Origin of the sequence: Pseudomonas sp. RC2C2 (genome assembly GCF_018390435.1) — a bacterium.
Lineage (GTDB): Bacteria > Pseudomonadota > Gammaproteobacteria > Pseudomonadales > Pseudomonadaceae > Aquipseudomonas > Aquipseudomonas donghuensis.
In genome coordinates, this window is sequence record NZ_JAHBAX010000002.1 from 805893 (window position 1) to 830029 (window position 24137).

Annotated in this window: 25 protein-coding genes; 9 read left to right on the forward strand and 16 right to left on the reverse strand. The window is 63.9% G+C overall.

Going from position 1 to position 24137, the window contains the following annotated elements:
- Positions 1-50 precede the first annotated feature (50 nt).
- Positions 51-959 (forward strand): carbohydrate kinase family protein, encoded by a 909-nt coding sequence (locus KHO53_RS22345; protein WP_036995895.1) that lies wholly within the window; start codon positions 51-53, stop codon positions 957-959.
- Positions 960-1087: 128 nt separating this feature from the next.
- Here the strand turns inward: KHO53_RS22345 and KHO53_RS22350 are convergent, their stop codons facing one another.
- The 5 genes from KHO53_RS22350 to KHO53_RS22370 all read right to left on the reverse strand — a co-directional run bounded on the left by KHO53_RS22350 (position 1088) and on the right by KHO53_RS22370 (position 7902).
- Positions 1088-2014: an alpha/beta fold hydrolase gene (locus tag KHO53_RS22350; protein WP_502937794.1), complete on the reverse strand. Its 927-nt coding sequence runs from the start codon at positions 2012-2014 to the stop codon at positions 1088-1090.
- The gene (locus tag KHO53_RS22355; RefSeq protein WP_213571260.1) at positions 2011-4614 is read right to left on the reverse strand and encodes an autotransporter family protein; all 2604 of its coding nucleotides are present in this window, start codon (positions 4612-4614) and stop codon (positions 2011-2013) included. The genes KHO53_RS22350 and KHO53_RS22355 overlap by 4 nt, the downstream gene beginning before the upstream one ends.
- Positions 4615-4771: 157 nt before the next feature.
- Complete coding sequence (locus KHO53_RS22360) at positions 4772-5506, reverse strand: hypothetical protein (protein ID WP_223253864.1); 735 nt, start codon at positions 5504-5506, stop codon at positions 4772-4774.
- Between the two features lie 45 nt (positions 5507-5551).
- Entirely contained in the window at positions 5552-7291 is a 1740-nt protein-coding gene (locus tag KHO53_RS22365) for a dipeptidase (protein WP_010221901.1), read from the reverse strand.
- 185 nt (positions 7292-7476) lie between these two features.
- Positions 7477-7902: a DUF1810 domain-containing protein gene (locus KHO53_RS22370; protein ID WP_010221902.1), complete on the reverse strand. Its 426-nt coding sequence runs from the start codon at positions 7900-7902 to the stop codon at positions 7477-7479.
- Between the two features lie 183 nt (positions 7903-8085).
- Between KHO53_RS22370 and KHO53_RS22375 the strand changes: the two genes are divergently transcribed.
- The 3 genes from KHO53_RS22375 (at position 8086) to hemN (ending at position 11324) form a co-directional block, all read left to right on the forward strand.
- Positions 8086-8529, forward strand: coding sequence for a CopD family copper resistance protein (locus tag KHO53_RS22375; protein WP_010221903.1), 444 nt, complete (start codon positions 8086-8088; stop codon positions 8527-8529).
- 88 nt (positions 8530-8617) lie between these two features.
- Positions 8618-9952, forward strand: a complete 1335-nt coding sequence (locus tag KHO53_RS22380; RefSeq protein ID WP_051636777.1) for an oxygen-independent coproporphyrinogen III oxidase — start codon at positions 8618-8620, stop codon at positions 9950-9952.
- Positions 9939-11324 (forward strand): oxygen-independent coproporphyrinogen III oxidase, encoded by a 1386-nt coding sequence (gene hemN / locus KHO53_RS22385; RefSeq protein ID WP_213570884.1) that lies wholly within the window; start codon positions 9939-9941, stop codon positions 11322-11324. Before KHO53_RS22380 ends, hemN begins: the two co-directional genes overlap by 14 nt.
- On the opposite strand, the gene KHO53_RS22390 is transcribed toward hemN, so the two are convergent.
- From KHO53_RS22390 to KHO53_RS22440, 11 genes are all read right to left on the reverse strand, one after another.
- On the reverse strand, positions 11321-12805 hold the full coding sequence (locus KHO53_RS22390; RefSeq protein ID WP_213570885.1) for a nitrite reductase: 1485 nt from the start codon (positions 12803-12805) through the stop codon (positions 11321-11323). The two genes, hemN and KHO53_RS22390, sit on opposite strands and share 4 nt — an antisense overlap.
- Complete coding sequence (gene cobA / locus KHO53_RS22395; protein ID WP_213570886.1) at positions 12802-13632, reverse strand: uroporphyrinogen-III C-methyltransferase; 831 nt, start codon at positions 13630-13632, stop codon at positions 12802-12804. Before cobA ends, KHO53_RS22390 begins: the two co-directional genes overlap by 4 nt.
- A gap of 72 nt (positions 13633-13704) precedes the next feature.
- Positions 13705-14883 carry a heme d1 biosynthesis radical SAM protein NirJ gene (gene nirJ / locus KHO53_RS22400; protein WP_010221909.1) on the reverse strand — a complete coding sequence of 393 codons (1179 nt, stop codon included), beginning with the start codon at positions 14881-14883 and terminating at the stop codon, positions 13705-13707.
- Between the two features lie 15 nt (positions 14884-14898).
- Positions 14899-15399 carry a siroheme decarboxylase subunit beta gene (gene ahbB, locus KHO53_RS22405; RefSeq protein ID WP_213570887.1) on the reverse strand — a complete coding sequence of 167 codons (501 nt, stop codon included), beginning with the start codon at positions 15397-15399 and terminating at the stop codon, positions 14899-14901.
- Complete coding sequence (locus KHO53_RS22410) at positions 15374-15817, reverse strand: Lrp/AsnC family transcriptional regulator (protein ID WP_100782680.1); 444 nt, start codon at positions 15815-15817, stop codon at positions 15374-15376. Before KHO53_RS22410 ends, ahbB (KHO53_RS22405) begins: the two co-directional genes overlap by 26 nt.
- Positions 15810-16319 carry a siroheme decarboxylase subunit beta gene (gene ahbB, locus KHO53_RS22415; RefSeq protein WP_213570888.1) on the reverse strand — a complete coding sequence of 170 codons (510 nt, stop codon included), beginning with the start codon at positions 16317-16319 and terminating at the stop codon, positions 15810-15812. The genes KHO53_RS22410 and ahbB (KHO53_RS22415) overlap by 8 nt, the downstream gene beginning before the upstream one ends.
- A complete protein-coding gene (locus tag KHO53_RS22420; RefSeq protein ID WP_213570889.1) occupies positions 16316-16774 on the reverse strand; it encodes an Lrp/AsnC family transcriptional regulator in 459 nt (152 codons plus the stop codon). The genes ahbB (KHO53_RS22415) and KHO53_RS22420 overlap by 4 nt, the downstream gene beginning before the upstream one ends.
- 1 nt (position 16775) lies before the next feature.
- On the reverse strand, positions 16776-17954 hold the full coding sequence (locus KHO53_RS22425) for a cytochrome D1 domain-containing protein (protein WP_213570890.1): 1179 nt from the start codon (positions 17952-17954) through the stop codon (positions 16776-16778).
- Positions 17951-18274 carry a c-type cytochrome gene (locus KHO53_RS22430; protein ID WP_010221915.1) on the reverse strand — a complete coding sequence of 108 codons (324 nt, stop codon included), beginning with the start codon at positions 18272-18274 and terminating at the stop codon, positions 17951-17953. Before KHO53_RS22430 ends, KHO53_RS22425 begins: the two co-directional genes overlap by 4 nt.
- A 19-nt stretch (positions 18275-18293) precedes the next feature.
- Positions 18294-18608, reverse strand: a complete 315-nt coding sequence (locus tag KHO53_RS22435; RefSeq protein WP_010221916.1) for a c-type cytochrome — start codon at positions 18606-18608, stop codon at positions 18294-18296.
- 24 nt (positions 18609-18632) lie between these two features.
- A complete protein-coding gene (locus KHO53_RS22440) occupies positions 18633-20321 on the reverse strand; it encodes a nitrite reductase (RefSeq protein WP_010221917.1) in 1689 nt (562 codons plus the stop codon).
- A gap of 199 nt (positions 20322-20520) precedes the next feature.
- Here KHO53_RS22440 and KHO53_RS22445 point away from each other — a divergent pair, with 199 nt between their 5' ends.
- From KHO53_RS22445 to KHO53_RS22465, 5 genes are all read left to right on the forward strand, one after another.
- Entirely contained in the window at positions 20521-21315 is a 795-nt protein-coding gene (locus tag KHO53_RS22445) for a CbbQ/NirQ/NorQ/GpvN family protein (protein WP_036995884.1), read from the forward strand.
- Positions 21299-21877 (forward strand): cytochrome c oxidase subunit 3, encoded by a 579-nt coding sequence (locus KHO53_RS22450; protein ID WP_213570891.1) that lies wholly within the window; start codon positions 21299-21301, stop codon positions 21875-21877. Before KHO53_RS22445 ends, KHO53_RS22450 begins: the two co-directional genes overlap by 17 nt.
- A gap of 9 nt (positions 21878-21886) precedes the next feature.
- Complete coding sequence (locus KHO53_RS22455; RefSeq protein ID WP_036995882.1) at positions 21887-22123, forward strand: cytochrome C oxidase subunit IV family protein; 237 nt, start codon at positions 21887-21889, stop codon at positions 22121-22123.
- Positions 22124-22213: 90 nt separating this feature from the next.
- Entirely contained in the window at positions 22214-22654 is a 441-nt protein-coding gene (locus tag KHO53_RS22460; RefSeq protein ID WP_010221921.1) for a c-type cytochrome, read from the forward strand.
- A gap of 3 nt (positions 22655-22657) precedes the next feature.
- Positions 22658-24085 carry a cbb3-type cytochrome c oxidase subunit I gene (locus tag KHO53_RS22465; RefSeq protein ID WP_010221922.1) on the forward strand — a complete coding sequence of 476 codons (1428 nt, stop codon included), beginning with the start codon at positions 22658-22660 and terminating at the stop codon, positions 24083-24085.
- Positions 24086-24137: the final 52 nt, after the last annotated feature.

The following is a 24137-nucleotide window of genomic DNA, read 5'->3' on the forward strand; positions in this document are numbered from 1 at the left end:
CGCTGATGAGCCTGCAGTTATCCCTACGATAAAAAACTGAGGAAATGACGATGGTATTGCCTCGCGCAGTAGTATTTGGCGAAGCCCTGACGGACCTTGTCCAAGGCACCCCTGGACAATGGAAGGGCTACCCAGGTGGTGCTCCTTGGAACGTTGCACGAGCGCTAGGTCGCTTGGGTGTTAGCAGCGCTTTTGCTGGGGCAGTGAGCAAAGATTCAATGGGCGACGAGATAGTCTCGCAGTCGAAAGCTGCAGGGCTGGATATGAACTTCATCCAACGGGTAGATCGAGATCCTTTGGTCGCCATTGTTCTATCGAGCCGTCCTCCACGTTACTTTTTTGCGGGAGATGCCGATCTTTTTTTCGATCCAGATCAGATGCCCGAAGGATGGCTCAACCACGCAGAGCTGTGCCACTTCAGTTGCATCAGTTTGGCTCGACAACCACTCGCAGACAGGCTGGTTAAAATTGCTCAGGAGGCCAAGGGAGCCGGTAAACGGATTAGCTATGATCCCAATTGGCGCACGTTAATGGATCGCCATTATCGGGAGCAGACCTTCACTACGATGACCACCCTTGCTGACATGATCAAGCTGTCCGACGAAGACCTCCGGCATATTTATCCAGGGCTGACCGAATACCAGGCAATGGATGAGCTGCGTGCTCTGAATTCTCAGGCGCAGATCCTTTTTACCCGAGGGGAACACGGGATGACTCTCCACACCCCGGACAGCCAACTTGATCAGCCAGCGATTGCCGTGGAAGTGGAAGACACGGTAGGCGCAGGAGATGCTTGTATGGCGGGTTGGCTGGCTGCGCAGATGCTGGGGATCGCAGACTTGAAAGAGCGCCTGCGATTTTCAGCGGCTTGCGCATCCATATCTTGCCGTCATGCCGGAGCCCATGCTCCTGCACTAGCTGATGTAGATGGTTTGCTGAAGCTGCTAATGCATACCTGAGCATGGTTGCCGGCGCTGCAAGCGGGAGGCCAGATTCAAGATAAACAAACTGCGCTGGCTAGTCGTCGAAGGGATTATCATCAGTCACAGGTGAGCGATCGACCAGGTTGAACCAGCGGTTCCACACGTCATACTCCTGAACCGGCCGGCCGCGGTGGGTCTCGATCTTCAGCACGCGGCGACGCAGCGCGGTTTCCGTGTTGGTTGCACCTGTCGATCGGCTGGCTTCGCCAAACCCTCCACGCAGCCTCCCAGCCTGACTCATGCGTTGCGCCAGGGATGATCACCCGTTGATTGCAGTCGCTCGAACGCAGATTGCCGCGAAAGCTGGCGGCGATCTCACCCGCAATCACCTGGTCGCGACCTCCCAGCAGATGCCGCTGGGGCAATGATCTCACCCGGTCCCGATAGGCCATCGGGTCCAGCGAACCGTTCAGCGGCGACAAGCCTTTGAGCTGTACCCATAAGCCTGGATCAAGATTGCCGGCGATGGTCTGGATCTGCGTGACATCGTCCCGTTGCCCGGCCAGCAGCACCGCCAACGCCGCGCCACCTGAATACCCCACCAACTCGAACTCGCGATTGCCGAAGCGCTGTTTGAGCCGGTCCAGCGCCTGGCTGAGGCTGCTGACCACTTCCTGGGAGAAGCGCCGATCAGTCCACAGCGCAGAGCTACAGCCTGCTGCGGTGACGAACTGGCAAGGCCGTGCGAGATAGGCATTCGGGGTCGGGTCCTCAAGCGCCAGTCGTGCCACCAGCAGGTTGCGCGGGCTCGGATCAAGGCTGGGCTGAGTCGCCGTGGCCCAGGCATGGCCGTCGCCTTCCAGGTACACCCGCAGACGCTCGGTTGCACGCTTTTCAGGTGGTGCCAGCATGGCGAGCGGAAATGGCTGTCCCGGTACTACCTCTAGGTGTCGACCGTGCTGTTCAGCCAGTTGCTGCAGCGTTTGAAAGGAGGATTGGCAGGCACAGAGAAGGGCGCTGACCAGCAGCGCCCCCACGGTTCGACAGACGCCGGCCCACGGGCGTGGGCCGGCAAGGCGGTTGCTCATCAGAAGTCGTAACGGACTTTCGCCGAGAACACGTCGGCATCGAAGCCCGACTTGCCGATGTAGTCGTAGTTGACGCCCAGGGTCACCGCGCCCAGCTTGTAGTCGGCACCCACGCCGGCTTCGTAGCTGTTGCGTGCTGCCTTGGCACCGCTGGTCACGAACGGCGTGCTGCCGAGCAGGAAGGTCGAGGTGCTTTTCGCTTCGTCAGCGGCGAAGTCGTGATATGCCATCAGCTTGGCTTGCGGCTCCAGGGTACCGGCGCCCAGGGCGAAGCTGCCCGCCACACGCAGGCCGGCACCCAGCTCGATGGCTTCGTAACGCTGATCTTCGACCTTCAGTGCTGCCGAAGAGCCTTTCTCGCGGTAGCCGTCGATGTTCACCAGGCTGTAGCGTGCGGCCAGGCGTGGCTCAAGCAGTACCTGCGGGTTGATACGGTAGGTGTAGCCACCGATCAGGTTCAGGCCCAGCAGGTCGCTGTCGTAGTCAGCCTTGGCGCGAGTGCCGGCAATGTTGCGCTTGCTTTCGTTGTCGTTGAAGCCGTAGGTCAGGCTGGCATCAACGAAATAGTTACCCTGCTCGAACCCACCGTAGAGGGTAAAGGCATGGCTGTCGACTTCGGTCTGGTTGCCGCTTTTGCCGTTTACGTCGGTGTTGATGAAGCTGTACGCCAGGCCCAGGGTCAGGTTGTCGTTCAGCTTGCCATCGGCACCCACGGCGATACCGCGGCTGTAGGCGTTGTAGCCGGCCACGCCGTCGCGCAGGTCTTGCGAGGCATCGCTGTACAGCGACTGGACCCAGACACCGGCTTCCTTGAAACCCTCGCCCGAGGAGGCGCCGCGCAGCGAGCTGGTGCGGCTGCCGGTGACGTTGCTCACCAGGTTCTGGCTGGTAGTGGCGGCCTGGGTCGCGCCGCCGTTGGTTTCCGGGGTCAGTTCCGAGGCCAGCTTGGCGACCTGGGCTTCATCGGCGTTGAGCAATGCCTGCTTGAACGGGTCGTTGTTGGCCAGCTTGCCGATCATGCCGTCGGCGGTCAGGCTGCCCAGGGCTTTCTGGCTGTTGGCCGAACCACCCTGGTTGGTGATGATCTGCTCGACTTCTTCCTTGCCCTTGCCGGTGACCACGGCCACCACCTGATTGTTGTCGACGGTGAAGCTGTCGACCTTGAGCAGCGCCGAGCTGCTGACCAGGTTGAGTTTGCCGTTCGGGTCGACGCTTTCGCCGTCGGCGCCCAGCAGCTCAATCTGGCCGGCTTCGATCAGTTTGTAGGTGCTGCCGTTGGCGTTGAAGTCTTCGCCTTTGGCCGCCAGCTGCACCTGGGCGCCCTGGCCGAACTGGGTGGTGCCGCTGACCTTGAGCACAGCTGTGTTGGCGTCGGTGGCGCTGCTCAGGTTCAGGCCCAGGGCCGAATTGCCGGCGACGTACAGGTTGCCGTCGATGCTGGTGTGCGGGGCTTCGAAGGTCAGGGTGGTTTTCAGGTTGTCGCTGACGCTGCCGACATCGATCCAGCCGCCGTCTTTCATACGAATGTTGGCGCCGTCAGCCCGGCTGTCGGTACCGGTGAACGAGGTGTCGCCTTCGATCTCGATATTGCTCAGGTCGATCAGGTTGCCGACGATCACGCTGCCTTTGCGCAGGATCAGCTCGACCGGGCGGTTGCTTTCCGAGGCGTCGATGGCCTCGTCGGCAGAAATGATCGAACCGCTGTTGAAGATGTTGAAATCGCCTTCTTCTTTGTACCAGGGCTGGGCGCCCGGGCTGTCGAAGTCGCTGAAGCCGATGGCGATGGCGGCGTCTTCGGCGCGGATGGTGCCGGTGTTGACCAGGTGGTTGTTCATGCCGGTGAAGCTGGCGCCGTCGATGCGGATACCCTCGGCGTCGTCGCCGTTGGCAATGATGGTGCCGTGGTTCTCGATGCCGGCCAGGTCGACCATGTCGGTGTACGCGCCCGAGCCGCTGGTGGTGGCGTCGATGCCGGTGGCGCCTGCGCCGGTGACTTCGATCAGGCCACGGTTGATGACCTTGCCGACGATCTCGCCGCCTTCAAGGTTAATGCCTTTGGCATCTTCACCCTTGGCGATGATCTTGCCGCTGGCGGCATTGAGCAGGTCGCCCTTGATCACCGAAGAGCCGGAGAAATCCACGGCGCGGGCGACATCGCGGCCGCCGTCGTCGCTCAATGGCGCACCTTCGGCGTACAGCAGGCCTTCGTTGATGACGCTGCCGCCGATCTTCGCCGGGTCGATCATCAGCGCGTTGGCGCCGCCACCAATGGCAGAAATGCTGCCCTTGTTGATCACGTCGCCACCAACGCTGTTGGCGACCCACGGCTGCGTGCCTTCCCACACGTCCATGTCGACGCCGCCGGCGAAGTCGCCGGTGCTGTTGATGGTGGCATTGAGAATCAGGTCTTTCTCGATGCTCGAACCGTTGAGTTCGATGGCATCTTCAGCGCTGCGGCCGTTGTAGGCGCCGGTGATCTCGAGATTGCCGCTGTAGTGCTGGTGCTCGCTTTTAAAGCCGGCGTTGGTCAGCTGGACAGTGTCTGCGAAGGCGGGCAGGGCAGTGGTGGTTACGGCCAGGGCGAGCAGGGTCTTGCGAAACATCACGGGGGTCACGGTTCATTCCTTTAACGGCGTTTTGGGTGCTTCGCTTCCGTGCGGGGCTGGACCTCGTTGCGACAAAAAAGGTGGGGCCACGCAGAAGAGCGCGGCGATGGTAAATGAGTTGATGTCAAAATGATATTATTTGATTGCGTGACCGCTACTTGACCCGGAACGGTTGAGCCACCATGAACGCCACCGGCAACAGCGGTGCGGCGAGGATCATCAACACGCCATCAGCGGTGACGGTGACCGGCGTCAGCAGTACCTGGGTAACCTTGCTCTTTTCCCTGTAGGCCGACACCTGAAGGGTGTACGTGCTGTTCAGCGTATTGCCCTGAAAACCCGTGATGTCCTTGGCGGACTCAAACCGGCTGCCGCGGATTCTGTAGCGATGCAGCAGGGCGTCCTGCTGCGCCGACGCAACGAAGCCCAGCGCTTGTGCCTCGTTGAGCTCGTGTGGATCAAGTTGCCCAAGCCCGGGAATCTTGAGTACGAACTCGCCATCCAGGGTTTTAAACATGCCGACGTGGACCGGCAGAAACTCAGCTTGCATCTTTGCATGCAGCCCTGAGCGGATCGCCTGCAACAGTTCGGGTTCGACCAGGATGACGTAGTGGTATTTTTTGCCCAGCACCACAAGGCTCTTCTGGTCAGCCGTGACATAAAGCTGGCCAACCTGCTCTGTATAGACTTCATCGCTGGCCCGCGGCTTATACAGCGCGCTGGTCAGGCAGCCACTGATGCTGGCGCTGGTCAGCGCAGCCAATGCCAACAGTGTGGCCCTGAGCAACCTTGGCCGGGGCGAGGTCTTTTGCATGTTTGATCCATTCCATGGTGGGGTGGGGATCATAACCTGCAGCACGGCGACATCGCTGAAGAAACTGCGCAACACCGTCAACAAGGCAGGCCCGCCACCACAGCGGGCCTGCCAGGCGCGTCAAAGCTTGGGCATCTGCCCCACACGCCCCATCATTTCCGTCACGACTTGCAGGTCCAGCAGGAACTGCTCCACGGTCTTGAACTCGTTGTCGTTATGCCCGGTGTACTTGACGTCGGGCATGGCCAGGCCGAACTGCACGCCATTGGGCAGTTCATGCACCGAGGTGGCGCCAGCGGAGGTGCCGAACTCGTGCTTCATCCCCAGGTTCTCGCTGGCGACTGCCAGCAGCGCCTTGACCCATTCGCCCTCGGGGTTGCGGTACATCGGCTCGGCGATCGAGTAGTCGAAGGTCGGAGTGATGTGGCTCTGTTTGCTCCACGCATCCAGCTTGCCAGCGATTTCACTCTTCAGGGTTTGCGGGCTTTTGCCCTTCGGCACACGCAGGTTGACCGCCAGCTTCAAGGCTTTGTCGTCGAGGCCGACGTAGGTCAGCGAGGTGGTCAGCGGGCCCATGAATGTGTCCGCGAAACCGACTCCCAGCTTGCCCCCCAGGTAGTCCAGGCCCCAGTTGTCGGCGGCGTAGCGGGCGGCGTCGGTGATGTGGTTGTGCTTGAGCGCGACCTTGCCTTCGAGGCTGTTGAGGAAGTCGAGCATCCGCGCCACCGGGTTGACCCCGGACTCCGGCTCCGAGGAGTGCGCCGAGACCCCGGTGACGGTCAGTTTGACGTCCTTGCCGTCGACCTTGGCGCTTACCTCGAAGTTGCCGCCATTGGCCTTGGCATACTCAGCGCCGGCTTTTTGCAGGCTGGCAGCCAATTCGGCGGGCTTGTCGGTCACCAGGGTCGCCACCGAGGTGGACGGGATCTGGTTGGTGGCCAGGCCGCCGGTCAGCGCGATGATTTCAGCGCCTTTGCCTTCGCCTGCGCGCCGGGCAAAGCTGGCCATGACCGTGCCATAACCTTTCTCGGCGATCACCACCGGGTAGCCACCGTCCAGCGCCAGGTTGTAGTTGGGCGTCGGGTTGCGCTCGAAGTAATAGGGGATGGCGTCGCCGGTGGTCTCTTCGGTGGTGTCGACCAGCAGTTTGAAGTTGCGTGCCAGCGGCAGCTTTTCTTCCTTGATGATCTTCATCGCATACATCGCCACGACGATACCGTTTTTGTCGTCTTCGGTACCACGGCCGTACATGCGATCACCGATCAGGGTGACCTTGAACGGGTCGAGGCGGGTGCCGTCCTTGAGTACCCAGTTCTCCGGCGTCACCGGCACCACGTCGGCGTGGGCATGAATGCCGACCACTTCATCGCCTTGGCCTTCCAGGGAGATTTCATAGACACGGTTGTCGATGTTACGGAAGTTCAGGTTGAAGGCCTGGGCCAGGCCCTTGATCTTGTCGGCGATCTTGATGAACTCGGGGTTGTCGTGCTGGGCAACACCGTCGACGCGAAAGGTCGGAATGGCTACCAGTTCACGCAAGGTCTGGGTGGCCGCATCGCCGTACTTCACCCGCGCATAGATACCCAGCAGGCGATGGATTTCGTTCTGTTGTTCAGCTGTCAGCTGCTTGTTGCCGAGGAAGGCGGCGATGCTCTGGTCGAGCTTGTCGGCCTTGCCGAGTTCGCTTTTCGCCACACTGGCGAGGAACTGACGGAAATCCTTGACCGATGCGTCGCTGAAGCGCTTGAGAATGGCCGCGCTCTGCTGCGCGGTGATGTTGGCATGGGCAGGCGAAGTGATGGATGCCAGGCCAGCCAGCATCAGGGTGGCCGCAGCCAGTTTTTTCAGGGCGAAATTCATTGCGGGGGGCATTCCTTTGCAGGCAAATAATGAGAAAGGATAGGTGCAACAAAACATTTCCAAGCTACCACCATGAGGGCCTGGTACGGGAGTCCCTGAAGTGGGATGTGTCGCACAGAAATGTAAAAGCGGCGCAGAAACGCAAAAAGCCCAGGGGGAGGACGCTTGTCGGCTGTGGCTGCTGTTCAGTCGCCGAGCAGCGCCAACGTCCGGGTGTCCGTCTTGCCGTCATAAAATTGCGTGAGCGCCCGCTGGAACAGCAGCGGCTCGGGCGCTACCCGGGCAAACAGGGTCAGGCAGGATCGCAGTTTGAGTTCGTCGGGGTGGCCAAGGATCTGCAACGCGCTTTTGTCCGGGTGCTGCAGCAGGGTTGCAACGCAGCGCTCCAGGCGTGGCCCCAACAGTTCATGCTGCAGGTAAGCCCGGGCTTCCTCGGCGCCGCTGATGGCGTAGCGCTCGGCGGTTTCGCTGTGCCCCAGGCCCCGCAGCTGCGGGAAGATGAACCACATCCAGTGGCTGGTCTTGCGAGCCGCCTGCAGCTCCTGCATAACCCGCTCATACACCGGCTCCTGGGCGTCGACGAAACGAGAGAGATTGAAGGGATCAGCCATGTTGTCGCTCCCTTGCAGCGTTGAATGTGCACTCACACAGGTCAGCATAGAGCAGGGCAGATTGCATTTCTTGTGTGGGGGCCGGCAATGAACGTTGGCTGCGCTTTGTTGATTGCCATCAACGCAGGCTACTGCCCGCCGCGCTAGTCTCCAGCCCAGTACCACACTCGCGCCGAGGCCCCGATGCTTTACCCGCTGCTGTTAACCCTGCACCTGTTCGCCGCAGTGATGTTCATCGGTACGGTGTTCTTCGAGCTGTTGTTCCTGGAGCACATCCGCAAACAGCTGCCGGCCAAACTCATGCTCTTGCTCGAACAGGCCATCGGCCAGCGCGCCCGGCAGTTGATGCCCTGGGTGCTGCTGGTACTGTTCGGCGCCGGGGTGGGGATGGTCTGGCAGCGTTACCTGCCGGTGCTGGCCGCGCCGCTGAGCTCGTCGTTCGGCACCTTGCTGCTGGTGAAGGTCATCGTTGCCGGTAGCGTACTGGTGCATTTTCTGATTGCCATGCTGCTGTTCAGGACCGGGCAGATGAGCAGCGGCCGGGTGAAGTTCATTCATCACAGCGTTTTCGCGCATCTGCTGCTGATTCTGGTGCTGGCCAAGGCCATGTTCTACCTGACCTGGTAGCCAGTCGCACGGCGCTTGATGCAAATCAAGGCCCCCCGGCCGCTCTGGGCAGACACTCAGGTTCCGCAGCCTGTCTCGGAGCCCTGCAATGCTCGATACTCTTCATCGCTACCCCGCGCAGATACCCCCGTATGGGCAGTGGCCGAGCGAGCCCAGGGGGCATGCCGATACCCGCAGGTTTCACGCCGGGATCGGTTCGCTGGACGTATTGCGTGCGCTGCGTGCCAGCCGCCAGCAACTGCGCCCGTTGTCCTTGAGCCTGCAAGTGCCGGCCGGGCTCGAGAATCTGGAGCAGGAGCGCTATCTGCACTGCCTGCGGCGGGAAATCGCCCTGGTGGGCTGTCACCTGAGTGCCGAGCAGCGCGTCGAGCAGTTCCAGCTGAGCGCTACCCGGCTGGACGCTGCAGCGTTGCAGCAATTGATGGCGCACCTGCGCAGGCGCTTTACCTTCCTTGAGCATGAGCTCGGTGACTACGGCGTCGAGGTCGATCTGCAGCACACCGATTGGGCGAGCATGGGCCTGTTGCGTGAGCTGGGCTTCAACCAGGTCAGCATCGGCGTGCCGGATTGCACATCGGACGGTGCGCTGTCGGCCGCGCGCTGGCAGAACCCGGCGCCGATTCACTCGCTGATCGATGCGGCGCGGACCTTTGATTTTCGCTCGGTCAGTGTCGACCTGGGCTACGGCCACGCCTGGCAGACCCCGGACAGCTTCGCCCGCAAGCTCGCCACCCTGATCGAGCTTGAGCCCGACCGCCTGCAGGTGTTCGATTACAGCCAACCGCCGCCACGCTATGCCCGCAGTGCCCGGCAAGCGCCCTGCAGCGAGCAGGACAAGGCGCAGATGCGGCGCATCTGTTTTGAGCAACTGTTACAGGCGGGCTACCAGCCCATCGGCCTGGGCCAGTTCGTGCGCGCCGACGACGACCTGGCCATCGCCCAGGAGCGCGGGCGACTGCGCCGCAATTGTCAGGGTTTTACCCGCCATGGTTACTGTGACCATGTCGGCTTCGGGCTGGGGGCGATCAGCCAGTTCGACGCGCTCTATGCGCAGAATGCGCTAACCCTGGCGCACTATCTGCAACAGCTGGGCAACGACCAGCTGGCCACCTGCCGCGGCTGGCGCTGCGAGGCCGACGACCAGGTGTGCCAGCGGGTAATGGAACGCCTGGCCTGTGATCTGGAGCTGGATATCCAGGCCATCGAAAGCCGCTATGGCCTGGACTTTCGCCAGCACTTCGCCAGCGCCTGGCGCCAGCTGGAGGCCATGAGCCGCGCCGGGCTGGTCGAGTTGGGCGCAGGTTACATCAGCATATTGCCCGCAGGCCGAGTGGAAGTGGATGCCATCTGCCAGTTGTTCGAACAGAGCAGCCCGGGGCTTTCCCTCCATCAGCAATGGGTCGATCACGATGCCAGCCTTTGAATTCAACCGCGCCCTGGTGCAAAAGTACGACCGTCCGGGCCCGCGCTACACCTCGTACCCGACCGCACCGCAGTTTCACCCGGCCTTTGCCCTCGATGACTACCTGCAGGCGGTGCAGGCCAGCAACCAGGCGCCGATGGCCAAACCGCTGTCGGCCTATATCCATATCCCGTTCTGCCAGAGCCTTTGCTATTACTGCGCCTGTAACAAGATCATCACCCGCAAGACACACCGCGCGGCCGAGTACCTGGGCTACCTGAAGCGGGAGATCGCTTTGCAGGGCGCGCTGTTCGAGCGCAGCCGCAAGCTGACACAGCTGCACCTGGGCGGCGGCACGCCGACCTACCTGAGCAATGCGCAACTGGCCGAGTTGATGGATTGCCTGCACCAGGCCTTCAACCTCGATGACAGCGACGAGCACGAGTTTTCCATCGAGGTCGACCCGCGCACCGTCAGTACCGGGCAAATCCAGATGCTGCGCGGCCTGGGCTTTAATCGCCTGAGTTTCGGCGTGCAGGATTTCGATGCCGAAGTGCAGGCCGCGGTCAATCGCCGGCAAAGCGAGGCGCAGATTTACGCCTTGGTCGCCGCCGCGCGCCACGCGCGCTTCAAGTCGATCAGCGTCGATCTGATCTATGGCCTGCCACTGCAAACGGTGCAGAGCTTCGACGTGACCCTGGAAAAGATCATCGCCCTGCGCCCGGACCGCATTGCCGCCTACAGCTACGCCCACCTGCCCGAGCAGGTCCGCGCCCAGCGGATGATCCGCCGCGAAGACATGCCGCCGCCGGAGCGCAAGCTGGAGCTGCTGGAGCTGACCATCCAGCGCCTGACTGAAGCCGGTTACGTGTACATCGGCATGGACCACTTTGCCTTGCCGGACGACGAACTGGCCCTGGCCCGCGCCAAGGGCACCCTGCAGCGTAATTTTCAGGGTTACTCGACCCACGCCGACTGCGACCTGATCGGCCTGGGCGTGTCGGCCATCGGCAAGGTCGGCGACAGTTACAGCCAGAGCGTCAAGCTGCTGTCGCAGTACTATGCGCGGCTCGACCAGGGCCTGTTGCCGATCCAGCGCGGCTACCGCCTGAACGCCGACGACCTGTTGCGCCGCGAGGTGATCAACCAGTTGATGTGCCATGGCCGTGTCGATTTCGCCACCTTCGAGGCGGCCCATGGCATCCGCTTCAACGACTACTTCGCCGAGGCCCTGGAGCAGTTGGCCGAGCAGGTGGATGACCAGTTGCTGGCGCTTGACCGGCACGCCTTGCAGTTGCTGCCCCAGGGCCACTTGATGATGCGCAACACCGCCATGGCCTTTGACGCCTACCTGGGCGGTGGGCGCAAAGGCCAGTTCTCGCGCACGGTTTAATGCGAGGTACCTTCGGCGAACTCGATCTTGTTGCCGACGTTGTACTTGCCCGAGGGCTTGTTCATCGGGATGCGCTTGAGCTCCTTGAGGGTCTGGCTGTCGTAGACGATCAGCGCGCCGTCGTTAGCCCAGATGCTCAGCAACAGGTAGCGGCCGTCGTGGCTGAACTCGACGTGGGCGGCGGTCTTGCCCGGTACCGGTCGCAGGGTGTGGGCGATCTCCAGGGTCTGCTTGTCGATCAGGTGGATGGCATCGTTGTCGGGGCCGAAGAATACATCGGTCCAGGCATAGGCCGAGTTGGCGTGGCTGCGCATGAAGAAGCCCGGGCCCAGGGTCGGGATCTCCTTGATCACGTTCCAGGTCTTGAGGTCGATCACCGAGATCAGCCCCTTGCTGATGTTCGGTGTGGCGAACACCCAGGCGCCGCCGCGTCGCCACCAGGTGCCGGAGCCCAGGTGCGGCATGCCGGGCAGGGCGATGCGGCTGAGCACCTGGCCGCTGTCGAGGTCGATCACCTGGCCGCCGTTGGCCTTGCGTGAGGTGGCCAGCAGCTGCCGGTAGTCCGGCGAGAAGGAGAAGTCGTCGAGAAAATCCTCGGCGGCAATGCGCCGCGGCACGAAGTTGGGCTGGCCGGCGCTGGACAGTTCCCACACCTCTTTCACGTCCTTGAGCGCAACGATGAAGCTGTCTCGCGGCGGCGCCGTGTACACCGCGCTGACCCGCGAAGGCGTGCCGTCCTGGCCAACGGCGGCGATGGTTTTCACCGGCCTCAGGTCGCGGGCATCGAGCAGCACCAGGTTGCCCGGCAGGTAGTTGCCCACCAGCACCCAGCGCCCGTCCTTGCTCACCGCCAGGTTGCGGGTGTTGAGCCCGGTGCGCACTTCGGCGATCAGCTTGAGGTTGTGCAGGTCGTACTGGCTGACCCAGCCATCGCGGGAGGCGAAGTAGACAAAGCGCCCGTCAGGGGAGAATTTCGGCCCGCCATGCACGGCAAAGTGCGAGGCAAAACGGGCCAGTACGGTAAAGCGGTCGCCGTCGAGGATGTTGATGTGATGGTCGCCGGCTTCGACCACCACGAACAGGTTCAGCGGGTCGGCGCCGTGCTGGGGGGGGCCGGGCAGGCTGTCGATAGCGTTGAACACCTGGTGGCTGGCGCGGATCTCGCTGTCGCTCCAGGTCGGTGGCGTGGCCGGAGGCCGTTGCAGGTAGGCCACCAGGTCGTCGATCCGGGCTGCGCTCAATACCTGGGCAAAACCGTTCATCTGGCTGGCCGGGCGACCGCCGGTGATCACCTGGCGGATCTCGGCGGGTTTGATCCGGCTCAGGCTCTCCGGCAGCAGGGCCGGGCCGCTGGCACCGAAGCGATGGGTGCCATGGCACTGCTGGCAATGTTGTTGGTAGTCCGCGGCGGCCTGGTCAAGGGCCGGGCCGCCCTGGGCCGAAGCCATCCATAACCATGGGACAAGGGCCAGGGCTTTCATGGCGCGACCTCGGCGGCCAGCGCGGCACCGGCAAATTGCGCCGGGTAGCGCAGCGCCTGCTCGGCGAACAGCCCGACCACCTGGCCGATCACCGTCAGCGTCGGCGTGGCGGCGGGGCATTGGCGGGCCAGCATTGGCAACTGCGCCAGGCTGCCGCGCAGCACCTGCTGATCGGCGCACGTGCCCCGGCTGATCAGCGCCGCCGGCGTGTCGGCGGCAAGCCCGGCGCCGATCAATTGCTCGGCGATCAGCCGCAGGTTGGACAGGCCCATATAGAACACCAGGGTCTGGCTGCTGTCGGCCAGGTTATGCCAGGGCAGGTTGAGTTCGCCGTCGTGCTGCAAGTGGCCGGTGATAAAGCGGCAGGAGTTGACCAGGTCGCGGTGGGTCAGGGGGATGCCGGCATAGGCGCTGCAGCCGGCGGCGGCAGTGATGCCCGGCACCACCTGGCAATCGATGCCGTGCTGCAGGAGGTGATCGAGCTCTTCGGCGCCACGGCCGAAGATGAACGGGTCGCCACCCTTGAGCCGCACCACCCGCTGGCCCCGGGCCGCAAGGTCGACCAGCAACTGGTTGATCTGTGCCTGGGGCAGGCTGTGGTAGCCGCTGATCTTGCCGACGTAGTGGCGGCTGCAGGCGGTAGGGATCAGCGCCAGCAGTTCGCCGCTGATCAGCCGGTCGTACACCACGGCATCGGCCTGCATCAGCAGGCTCCAGGCGCGCAGGGTAAGCAGGCGCGGGTCACCGGGCCCGGCGCCGACCAGGGCGACTTCCCCGGGGTTGAAGGGCGAGTGCAGGGCGGCAGGTAGAACGGAGGCACAATGCATGAGGGCGTTCCTTGATCCATCATCAGGGGCGCCGGGTTGTCGCCTGTGTCGGCGGCTTGCCCGGTCAGGTTGTCAATGCGTGACGCAAGGAATGCAGGAGGGCGGCGGCAGGCCGATTTCTTCATCGCTCAGGTGGCAGCCGGGGTCCTGGCCCCAGAGGTCACCGGCGGCCCAGGCGCGGGTGCGGGTGTTGCCGTTGCAGATGCTCAGCCAGCGGCAGGCGGCGCAGCGCCCGGTCACCGCCCGGGGATGCTCGCGCAGGCGCAGCAGCAGAGGGTCGGGCTGTTCCAGCCACAGGGTGCGGAACGGCGTGCGGCGTACATTGCCCACCGAGTGCTGCCACCAGTAGGTGTCGGGGTGCACCTCGCCGGTGTTGTCGATATTGGCGATGGCGCAGCCTGAGGCATTGCCGCCCCAGGCGCGCAGCATCTGTTCCAGTTGCGCGTAGTGTTCGGGCAGGCGACGCGCGGTCCATTGCAGCAAGAGGATGGCATCGGCATCGTTGTTGCCGCTGACGAAGTCGCTGTCGCGCCCGTGCTGGATATCATCCCAGGCCTGGTCGAACAGCAGGTTCATCGCCTCGCGGCTCATCTGCTGCAGTGCGTCGAGCTTGCGGCTGCGCTTGCCGCGGCCGCTGTAGTTCAGGTGCGAGAGGTAAAACTTGTGCACGTCACAGTCGCGCATCAACGCCAGCAGCTGCGGCAATTGCGCGTGGTTGTCCTGGGTCAGGGTGGTGCGCATGCCGACCCGAATACCGTGTTCGCGGCACAGGCGCATAGCCTTCAGTGAACGGGCGAAGCTGCCGTTGAGCTGGCGAAAGGCATCGTGGGTGGCCTCAAGGCCATCGATGCTGATGCCGACGTAATCGAAGCGGGCCGCGCGTACCTGGGCAATGTTGCCTTCATCGATCAGCGTGCCGTTGCTCGACAGGGCGACGAACATGCCTTTGTCGCGGGCATGGGCGCTGAGCAGGAACAGGTCGCCGCGCAGCAGCGGCTCGCCACCGGAGAGGATCAGCACCTTGACCCCGGCCTCGGCCAAGTCGTCGATTACCTGCAGGGCCGCTTCGGTGTCCAGCTCGTCGCGAAACGCGCTATCGGCCGAGGTGGCGTAGCAGTGCTTGCACGTCAGGTTGCAACGGCGCAGAAGATTCCAGATCACCACCGGCGGGCGCGTGCTGCCCGCCGGGCTGGTACGAGGGGCCGGGCTGTGGCCGGCCAGGGTGCGCAGGTAGTGGCTGATCCTCAACATGCAACGCTCCTTGGTTCAGGGGCCGGTGGGTAGGCGTAAACCGGTTTTTTTCAGAATGCGGCTGCTCACCAGCATGTCGTCGGCCCGGCAGGCATCGCCCAGCAGGTAGCGCAGGTGTTCGCGGTAGCTGTCGATTTCGGTGGCGCTGCGGCCATGGACCATGGCGAACAGGTTGTAGCGCCAGTCGCCGCTGCGCGGGCGCCGGTAGCAGTGGCTGACGAAGGGCTGGGCGCCGATAAGCCGGCCCAGGCGGGGCATCTGCGCGTCGTCGACATCCCAGACGGTCATGCCGTTGAAGCGATAGCCCAGGCGGTAATGGTTGGGCACGGCAGCGATGCGGCGAATGGCGCCGTCGGCCTGCAGGCGCTTGAGCAGCGCCAGGGTCGCCTCGACGCTCAGCTGTAACTGTTCGGCCAGCCAGGCCCATGGGTCGTCGACCAGCGGCAGGCCGGCCTGGGTCAGTTCCACCAGGCGCAGGGCCAGGGCCTGTTCAGACCGGGAAGTACAAGCCGACATGGTAAGTCTGCTCCTTGGGCAGGTTCAGTGGGGCCAGGCCGGTGCCCTGTTCGATGCGCCGTAGCGCGTCGTTGAGGGCTTCGAGGCTGGCGCAGCCGAGCACGAACCACATGTTCCAGGGGTGTTCGCGTCGGTAGTTGTGGGCGACTTCAGGCATGGCCGCAAGTACCGCGGCGACGGCCTCGAAGCGCGCCTCGGGGACCTTCAGCGCCGCCAGGGTAAAGGCACCACCCAGGCGCTCGATGTCGAACATCGGCCCAAAGCGGGTCAGGGTGCCGTCGTCGAGCAGGCGTTGCAGGCGTTCGCGCAGCTGCTCGCTGCTGCTGCCCAGCTCCTCGGCCAGCACCTGCCAGGGCTGAGGCACCAGCGGCAGGCCCAGTTGCAGGCGGTTGATCAGGCGACGGTCGAGTTCATCCATGGGGGCGGGCTCCAACAGGGGCGAAGCGGCCGCCGCATTGTTTGAACGCCTGGGTGCTGAACAGCAGTTGATAGGGCAGGTCGCTGAGCTGGTGCCGTTCGAGCAACCCTGCGATCTGCGCCTCGACCCGCTCGCGCTGGCGGCCATGGACCATGCAGAACAGGTTGTAGCGCCACTGCGGCAAGCGCCGCGGCCGCTGGTAGCAGAGGCTGACCTGCGGCTCGCGCCCCAGGCGCTGGCCGACTTCGTCGATCAGCGCATCGGGGATGTCCAGCACCAGCATGGCGTTGGCGGTAAAGCCCAGGGCGCGGTGATTGAGCACCAGGCCCAGGCGGCGGAACAGGCCTTGCTGCTGCCACTGGTCGAGCTGCGCCACTACCTGCTGCTCTTGGGCACCGATCTGCTGCGCCAGGGCCTGGTAAGGCCGGGGCAGCAACGGCAGGCCGCTTTCGAGCAACCGTCGCAGGGCCAGGCGCTGCGTGGAATCGAGCGGGCAACTCATGGTGCGTCTCCCAGGGCGAAGCCCAGGTCGATGCGGTAGGCGGTGAGCATCGGCAGGTCCAGCGGGGTCAGGCCGGTGTCGGCTTCCAGTTCGTCGAGCACCCGCTGCAGGTGCGGGCGGTCCGGCCCGGTCAGCACGAACCAGAGGTTGTAGTGATGCTCGCGGGCATAGTTGTGGTTGACCTCGGGGTACTGGCTGACGCGTTCGGCCACCTGTTGCAGGCGTTCGGCAGGCACGGCCAAGGCAGCCAGGGTGCTGGCGCCGGCGCGGTGGTGATCGAACACCGGGCCGATGCGCGACAGGCTGCCGCACTCGGCCATCTGCTGCAGGCAGGCAATCACCTGCGCTTCGCTGCAGTCCAGCACCTGGGCCATCTCAAGGTAGGGCTCGGCGCAGATCGGCATGCCATGCTGGAAACGTTCGATCAGGCGCTGTTCAAGGGCGAGTAGCGGCATCTCAGTACCCCATCTGCTGGGCGCGGCTGCTAAAGAAGATGCCACTGGGGGCCGCGGCCGGCAGGGTGGCGAGGCGCTTGAGGCTGTACGGGTCCCAGACCTGCACCTGGTTGCCGTCACGTACCGACAGCCACAGCTGGTCGCCGCGGGCGGTGAACTCCATGTGCAGCACGGCGGGGCCTGGCTTGAGGTCGGCGACCAGGGCGTGGCTCTCGGTATCGATGACCTGCACCCGGTCGTTGTCCGGGTAGGCAAAGTTGACCCACAGCTGGCGTCCGTCCGGGCGCGCGGTGACAAACACCGGTTGCCCGGCGACGGCGATGGCGTCGGTCTGCTGCCAGGTGCGGGCATCCATCACCAGTACCTGATGGCGTCCCACCGCCGGGACGAAGGCCTGGTTGTCGGCCAGCGCCCAGCCTTCCAGGTGCGGCATCTTGTACACCGGCAGTTTTTCCTGGCCGCGACCATAGTCGCCGAGCACGCGCTTGACCCCGCGCTCAGGGTGCCAGAGGTCAAGCTGGGCCATGCCGTCTTCGCCGAACAGGCCGGCCATGTAATAGCGGCCATCGGCGCTGATCAGCGCGTCGTAGGGTTGCTGGCCGATATTGGCAAAGCGGGTGATCTTCGGCGTGTTGCCCAGGCTGAAATCGGCACTCCAGATCTCGCCGCTGTCGAACAGGCTGAACACGAAGCGCTGGCCGGGCGCGTCCACCAGGCCGACCACCCGCGAGCGCTTTTTACCGTCGGCGAGCAGGGTGGCGGGAATGTCCGCGACCAGTTCCAGGCTGTGCGCATCGAAGATCTTGACCCCGCCGGGCACATAGTTGGACACCGCGATCAGCTTGCCGTCCTGGCTGATCGCACCGCCGATGCTGTTGCCGCCCTGGATCAGGCGTTTGTCGATGCGTTGTTCGAGCAGGTCGAGCTTGCTCAGGCCGCCGTCGCGGCCGAACACGTAGGCATAACGTTGATCGCGGGAAAACACCGCCGAGGCATGGGACAAATCGCCCAGCCCGTCGATCCGCGCCAGGGCCTTGCCCGCGGTGCTTTCGATGATTTGCACGCTACCGCTGGCGCGCTCCACCACCAGGCCCAGGTCGCCACTGCCGCGCGGCGGCGCCTGGGTACAGGCGGACACCAGCAGTGCGCAGGTGGCGGGTATCAGTACGCGTCGGATCATGGGGCGGGGGCTCCTTGCACAAGGTGATCGACCAGCCAACCGATGTCGTCGGCGCTCAACAGCGCCTCCCAGGCGGGCATGGCGGTGCCGGGGCGGCCCAGGCGCACGGTAGCGATCAGGCCGTCACGGGGTTTGCCGGCCAGGGCCGCCGGGGTCAGTTCCGGGCCCAGGCCGCCGGTCAGGTGCAGGCCATGGCAGGCGCCGCAGTCCTGGGCCAGCAGGTGTTTGAGCTGCGCCTGGCGCAGGGCGTCAGGCGCGCTGAAAACGGGGGGGCAGAGCAGGAGGGCCGCCAGGCACATAACAGCGCGGTGAGTTTTCATGACGCCCTCCTTGGGTGGGTTACTTGAGGCTCAAGACCCAGTTGGCCAACTGTTTTGCTTCATCATCACTGACCGCATTGGCCGGCATCGGGATCGGCCCCCAGTTGCCTTGGGTACCGTTCTTGATATGGCTGGCCAGGGTGTCGGCGGCGCCACTGACGCCGGCGTTCTTGGCCGCCACGTCCTTGAGCGCCGGGCCTACCAGCTTGGCGTCGACGGCATGGCAGGCAACGCAGGACTTGCTCTGGAACAGCGCCAGCCCGTCATCGGCCAGGGCCGTTTGCAGGCTCAACGCAGCGGCCAGGGTGCACAGTGACAGCAGGGTATTTTTCATGACGACTCCTTGCGTTGATGAAGCTCAATAAATGTCGTGTTGGGTGTTGTAGACATTGAACTTGCCGGTTGGCGTGATCAGCCGCTTGTCCTTGATCACCTGCTTGAGCGCCAGGGTCTTGTCGTCGATCACCACCAGCGCCGACTCTTCGGTCTGGCCGTTCCATACCGAGAACCACACCTCGTCACCGGCCTTGTTGTATTCGGGCTGGACCACGCGCAGGGCGCCTTGCTTGATCCCCGAGTACTCGGCGATCGGCAGCACCTTGTAGCCGGCGTCGAGCTTGTCGATGTCGAACACCGCCACCGACTGGCTGAGCTTGGCGTCCGGGTTGAGGGTGGTATCGACGTACAGGTGGCGCGAGTCGGGGTGGGTCTTGATGAACAGCGAGCCGCCGCCCTGGCCCTTGAGCGAGCCGACCTGTTTCCAGGCGTACTGCGGGTGCTTGAGCGGGTCGGTGCCGATCATCGAGATGCCGGCATCGCCCAGGTGGCTGGTGGCCCACACCGGGCCGAACTGCGGGTGCACGAAGTTGGCGCCACGGCCGGGGTGCGGAGTCTTGCCGACGTCGACCAGGGCAGTCAGGCGGCGCTCCTTGGAGTCGATCACCGCGACCTTGTTGGCGTTGTTGGCCGCCGTCATGAAGTAGCGGTGGCTGCTGTCCCAGCCGCCGTCATGCAGGAACGGCGCCGCGTCGATGCTGGTGATGGTGAGGTTCTTGATGTCTTCGTAGTTGACCAGCATGACCTTGCCGGTTTCCTTGACGTTGACGATGAACTCCGGCCATTCGTGGGAGGCGATGATCGCCGCCACTCGTGGCTCGGGGTGGTACTCCTGCTTGTCGACGGTCATGCCGCGGGTCGAGACGATCTGCTTGGGCTCCAGGGTCTCGCCGTCCATGATGGTGAACTGCGGCGGCCAGTAGGAACCGGCGATGGTGTACTTGTCTTCGAAGCCCTTGAACTTGGAGGTCTCCACCGAGCGCGCCTCGATGCCGACCTTGATCTCGGCGACCTTGGTCGGCTCTTTGGGCCACAGGTCGATCATGTCGATGCGCGCGTCGCGGCCGATCACCAGCAGGTAACGGCCGGACGCCGAGATCCGCGAGATGTGCACGGCGTAGCCGGTCTCGATGAGCTTGACGATCTGCTTGCTGTCGCCATCGATCAGGGCGATCTTGCCGTCATCGCGCAGGGTCACCGAGAACAGGTTCTGCAGGTTGAGCGTACTCAGCTGGCGGGTAGGGCGGTCTTCGGGCTTGACCAGCAGCTTCCAGGTGTTGCGGGTTTCGGCCATGCCCCACTCCGGCGGCGTTGGCGGGGTGTGCTGGATGAACTGGGCCATGCTGGTGATCTGCGCCTTGGTCAGCGCGTTGGAGGTGCCCCAGTTCGGCATACCGGCTGGCGAGCCATAGCTGATCAGCGCTTCCAGGTAGGCCTGGCCACGGGCCTGGGTGATGTCCGGGGTCAGCGGCTTGCCGGTGGCGCCCTTGCGCAGCACGCCATGACAACCGGCGCAGCGCTGGAAGTAGATCTCCTTGGCGGCATCGAAATCGGCCTGGGTCATGTCCGGCGCGCCGGCCGTGGTGACCATGGCCGGTTGCGCGGCAGCGCTTTTCTGCTCGGCGCCGACGCTGGTGGGCAACGCCAGCGCCAGCGCCGAACAGAGGCTGGCGAGGCTCAGGGCAAAGGTTTTTCGATTACTGATCAGCATTCCTTCTCTCCTCAGGCTAGACCTTTGCGATGTGCTGGAACGCCAGGACAGAGCGCAGGTTCTTGGTGCCGGGAAAGGCTATGCCGGAGCAGGCCGCGGACCGCTTGACGGCGATCAAGTTTGCCGGCCATGGTGCTTGCCAGGTTGTCGCAGGGGCTCTTAGCGTGGTGGTCGAACCCGCTGTCTACCCAGGTAAGCCATGGACCTCACAGAACCTCGCTGCGAACCCTTCTATCAAGCGCACGGCAACGAACGGGCATTGTTCGAACAGGCCTGGCGCCACGGCATGCCGGTGCTGATCAAAGGCCCCACCGGCTGTGGCAAGACCCGCTTCGTCCAGCACATGGCCCAGCGCCTGCACCTGCCGCTGCACACCGTGGCCTGCCACGATGACCTCAGCGCCGCCGACCTGGTCGGCCGCCACCTGATCGGCGCCCAGGGCACCTGGTGGCAGGACGGCCCGCTGACCCGTGCGGTGCGCGAAGGCGGCATCTGCTACCTCGACGAAGTGGTCGAGGCGCGTCAGGACACGGTGGTGGTGTTGCACCCGCTGGCCGATGGCCGCCGCGAGCTGTTTCTCGAACGCACCGGCGAAGTGTTGCAGGCGCCGCCGTCGTTCATGCTGGTGGTGTCCTATAACCCCGGCTACCAGAACCTGCTCAAGGGTATGAAGCCCAGCACCCGCCAGCGCTTCGTGGCGATGCGCTTCGACTACCTGCCCGCAGCCGAAGAAGCGCACATCGTACGCCGTGAGGCCGGGGTCGATGGCGCCCTGGCCAACCAGATCGTCAAGCTCGGCCAGGCGCTGCGCCGCCTGGACCAACACGACCTGGAAGAGGTGGCCTCGACCCGCCTGCTGATTTTTACCGCGCGCATGATCGCTGCCGGCATGCACCCGCGAGAAGCGTGCCTGGCCTGCCTGGCCGAGCCGCTCACCGATGACCCGCTGACGGTCGCGGCGTTGATGGACGTGGTCGATGTCCACTTCCCTTGAGCCAATGCCCCGGCAACTGCCGGGCGACCTGGCGATGTGGCTGTTCATCCTCGCCGAGCTTTCGGTGTTCGCCATCCTGATCCTGGCCTTTGCCGTGACCCGGCAACTCAAGCCGCAGCTGTTCGCCACCAGCCGCGCCTTGCTCGACAGCTCCACCGGCCTGGCGATGACCCTGAGCCTGCTCAGCGCCGGGCTGCTGGCGGCGCTGGCCCAGGTGCAGGTGCGCAAGCACCGGTCGCGGCGGGCGGCAGTGTTGCTGCTGGCCGCCTTTCTGGTGGCCAGTGTCTATGTGGCGCTCAAGCTCGGCGAATACCGCCACTTGCTCGGCGCCGGGCTGGGCATCGAGCACAACACTTTCTTCACCTTGTACTGGATCCTCACCGGCTTTCACTTTCTCCATGTCCTGCTCGGCATGCTGATCCTGGCCTGGCTGGCGCAGATGGCCTGGCGTCGCAGCCTTGGCCCGGGCACCTGCAGCGGCTTTGAATCCGGGGTGCTGTACTGGCACATGGTCGATCTGGTCTGGGTGTTGCTGTTCCCGCTGGTTTACCTGCTCGGGTGAGGAGGGCGCATGCCGACATCGATATTCCTGCTGCTGTGCTGGCTTGCCTTGACATGCCTGAGCCTGGGCACGGTGATGCTCGGCCAGGGCGCGCTGATCCTGCTGCTGGCGGTGGCCAAGGCCTGGTTGATCACCGATGGCTTCATGGAACTGCGCCACGGTCCGCAGCGCTGGCGCTGGTTGCTGCTGAGCTGGGCCCTGGTGTTGGCCGCGCTGGTGGGCCTGAGCCTGGTCGCTAATACCTGAGTAAAACCATCGGCGTTTCTTGATCGCCATCAAGCAGGTTTTTACCCCGCGCTTTCTATCATGGCCAGGCCAAGCAATGAGGAAGCGACCATGTCAGAGACCTTCACCAAGGGCATGGCCAGGAACATCTATTTCGGGGGAAGCGTGTTCTTCTTCCTGATATTCCTGGCTTTGACCTACCACACCGAACAGACCTTTCCCGAACGCAGCAACGCCGCGCAATTGACCGACGCGGTGGTGCGCGGCAAGACGGTCTGGGAGCAGAACAACTGCGTCGGCTGCCACACGCTGCTGGGCGAGGGCGCGTACTTTGCGCCGGAGCTGGGCAATGTGTTCAAGCGCCGTGGCGGCGAAGAAGGCTTCAAGCCGTTCATGCATGCCTGGATGAAGATGCAGCCGCTGGGCGTGCCCGGCCGCCGGGCCATGCCGCAGTTCAACCTGAGCGAACAGGAAGTCGACGACATCGCCGAATTCCTCAAATGGAGCTCGAACATCAACACCAATGGCTGGCCGCCAAACCAGGAGGGCTGAGTGATGAACGTTGCCAATCCGCATCTTAAATTTGCCTCCCAGGCCGTTGCCAAACCCTACTTCGTGTTCGCCCTGATCCTGTTCCTCGGCCAGGTGCTGTTCGGTTTGATCATGGGCCTGCAATACGTGATCGGGGACTTCCTGTTCCCGGCCATTCCGTTCAACGTGGCGCGCATGGTGCACACCAACCTGCTGATCGTCTGGCTGCTGTTCGGCTTCATGGGCGCGGCGTATTACCTGGTGCCGGAAGAAGCTGACCGCGAGCTGCACAGCCCAAGGCTGGCGATCCTGCTGTTCTGGGTGTTCGCCGCCGCCGGTGTGCTGACCATCCTCGGCTATCTGCTGGTGCCCTATGCCGGCCTTGCGCGGCTGACCCACAACGAGCTGCTGCCGACCATGGGCCGCGAGTTCCTCGAGCAGCCGACCATCACCAAGCTGGGCATCGTCGTGGTCTGCCTGGGCTTTCTCTACAACATCGGCATGACCCTGCTCAAAGGCCGCAAGACCACCGTGAGCATGGTGATGATGACCGGCCTGATCGGCCTTGCGGTGTTCTTCCTGTTCTCCTTCTACAACCCCGGCAACCTTGCCCGCGACAAGTTCTACTGGTGGTGGGTGGTGCATCTTTGGGTCGAGGGCGTGTGGGAGCTGATCATGGGCTCGATGCTGGCCTTCGTGCTGATCAAGATCACCGGGGTTGACCGCGAGGTGGTGGAAAAATGGCTGTATGTGATCATCGCCATGGCGTTGATTACCGGCATCATCGGTACCGGCCACCACTTCTTCTGGATCGGTGCGCCCGAGGTGTGGCTGTGGGTCGGCTCGATCTTCTCGGCACTGGAGCCGCTGCCGTTCCTGGCCATGGTCATGTTCGCCTTCAGCATGGTGAAAAACCGCCGCCGCCAGCACCCCAACCGCGCCGCCACCCTGTGGGCCAAGGGCACCACGGTCACGGCGTTCTTCGGCGCCGGCGTCTGGGGTTTCCTGCACACCCTGGCGCCGGTCAACTACTACACCCATGGTACCCAGCTCACCGCCGCCCATGGCCACCTGGCCTTCTACGGCGCCTACGCAATGATCGTCATGACCTTGATCAGCTATGCCATGCCGCGCCTGCGCGGGCTCGGCGAGGCCGCCGATGAGCGCTCGCAGACCCTTGAGGTGTGGGGCTTCTGGCTGATGACCCTGTCGATGGTGATGATCACCTTGCTGCTCACCGCCGCCGGCGTGGTCCAGGTGCTGTTGCAGCGCTGGGCCGAAGATGGCAGCGCCTTGCCGTTCATGTCCACCACCGATCAGTTGCGCGGGCTGTTCTGGGCGCGGCTGGTCAGCGGCGTGGGCTTTCTCGCGGGGCTGTTGTGCTACCTGCTGAGTTTTCGCCAGCGTGGCCGCGCCGCCTTGCGCGCACCGGCCAGGGTAGTGCCTTCGTGAACGGCATTAGTGTTTGAACACCTGCGGCCCGGCTGATGCAGCGGGTCGCTTT

Excerpts from the sequence above, each read along its gene's own strand:
- KHO53_RS22465 (WP_010221922.1), top strand. The coding sequence starts at position 22,658 with ATGAACGTTGCCAATCCGCATCTTAAATTTGCCTCCCAGGCCGTTGCC.
- hemN (WP_213570884.1), top strand. The coding sequence starts at position 9,939 with ATGCCAGCCTTTGAATTCAACCGCGCCCTGGTGCAAAAGTACGACCGT.
- KHO53_RS22365 (WP_010221901.1), bottom strand. The coding sequence starts at position 7,291 with ATGAATTTCGCCCTGAAAAAACTGGCTGCGGCCACCCTGATGCTGGCT.
- KHO53_RS22460 (WP_010221921.1), top strand. The coding sequence starts at position 22,214 with ATGTCAGAGACCTTCACCAAGGGCATGGCCAGGAACATCTATTTCGGG.
- KHO53_RS22420 (WP_213570889.1), bottom strand. The coding sequence starts at position 16,774 with ATGCCGCTACTCGCCCTTGAACAGCGCCTGATCGAACGTTTCCAGCAT.
- KHO53_RS22380 (WP_051636777.1), top strand. The coding sequence starts at position 8,618 with ATGCTCGATACTCTTCATCGCTACCCCGCGCAGATACCCCCGTATGGG.
- KHO53_RS22430 (WP_010221915.1), bottom strand. The coding sequence starts at position 18,274 with ATGAAAACTCACCGCGCTGTTATGTGCCTGGCGGCCCTCCTGCTCTGC.
- KHO53_RS22370 (WP_010221902.1), bottom strand. The coding sequence starts at position 7,902 with ATGGCTGATCCCTTCAATCTCTCTCGTTTCGTCGACGCCCAGGAGCCG.
- KHO53_RS22445 (WP_036995884.1), top strand. The coding sequence starts at position 20,521 with ATGGACCTCACAGAACCTCGCTGCGAACCCTTCTATCAAGCGCACGGC.
- KHO53_RS22435 (WP_010221916.1), bottom strand. The coding sequence starts at position 18,608 with ATGAAAAATACCCTGCTGTCACTGTGCACCCTGGCCGCTGCGTTGAGC.
- KHO53_RS22355 (WP_213571260.1), bottom strand. The coding sequence starts at position 4,614 with ATGTTTCGCAAGACCCTGCTCGCCCTGGCCGTAACCACCACTGCCCTG.
- KHO53_RS22450 (WP_213570891.1), top strand. The coding sequence starts at position 21,299 with ATGTCCACTTCCCTTGAGCCAATGCCCCGGCAACTGCCGGGCGACCTG.
- KHO53_RS22390 (WP_213570885.1), bottom strand. The coding sequence starts at position 12,805 with ATGAAAGCCCTGGCCCTTGTCCCATGGTTATGGATGGCTTCGGCCCAG.
- KHO53_RS22455 (WP_036995882.1), top strand. The coding sequence starts at position 21,887 with ATGCCGACATCGATATTCCTGCTGCTGTGCTGGCTTGCCTTGACATGC.
- KHO53_RS22425 (WP_213570890.1), bottom strand. The coding sequence starts at position 17,954 with ATGATCCGACGCGTACTGATACCCGCCACCTGCGCACTGCTGGTGTCC.
- KHO53_RS22440 (WP_010221917.1), bottom strand. The coding sequence starts at position 20,321 with ATGCTGATCAGTAATCGAAAAACCTTTGCCCTGAGCCTCGCCAGCCTC.
- ahbB (WP_213570887.1), bottom strand. The coding sequence starts at position 15,399 with ATGTCGGCTTGTACTTCCCGGTCTGAACAGGCCCTGGCCCTGCGCCTG.
- KHO53_RS22345 (WP_036995895.1), top strand. The coding sequence starts at position 51 with ATGGTATTGCCTCGCGCAGTAGTATTTGGCGAAGCCCTGACGGACCTT.
- ahbB (WP_213570888.1), bottom strand. The coding sequence starts at position 16,319 with ATGAGTTGCCCGCTCGATTCCACGCAGCGCCTGGCCCTGCGACGGTTG.
- KHO53_RS22410 (WP_100782680.1), bottom strand. The coding sequence starts at position 15,817 with ATGGATGAACTCGACCGTCGCCTGATCAACCGCCTGCAACTGGGCCTG.
- nirJ (WP_010221909.1), bottom strand. The coding sequence starts at position 14,883 with ATGTTGAGGATCAGCCACTACCTGCGCACCCTGGCCGGCCACAGCCCG.
- KHO53_RS22375 (WP_010221903.1), top strand. The coding sequence starts at position 8,086 with ATGCTTTACCCGCTGCTGTTAACCCTGCACCTGTTCGCCGCAGTGATG.
- cobA (WP_213570886.1), bottom strand. The coding sequence starts at position 13,632 with ATGCATTGTGCCTCCGTTCTACCTGCCGCCCTGCACTCGCCCTTCAAC.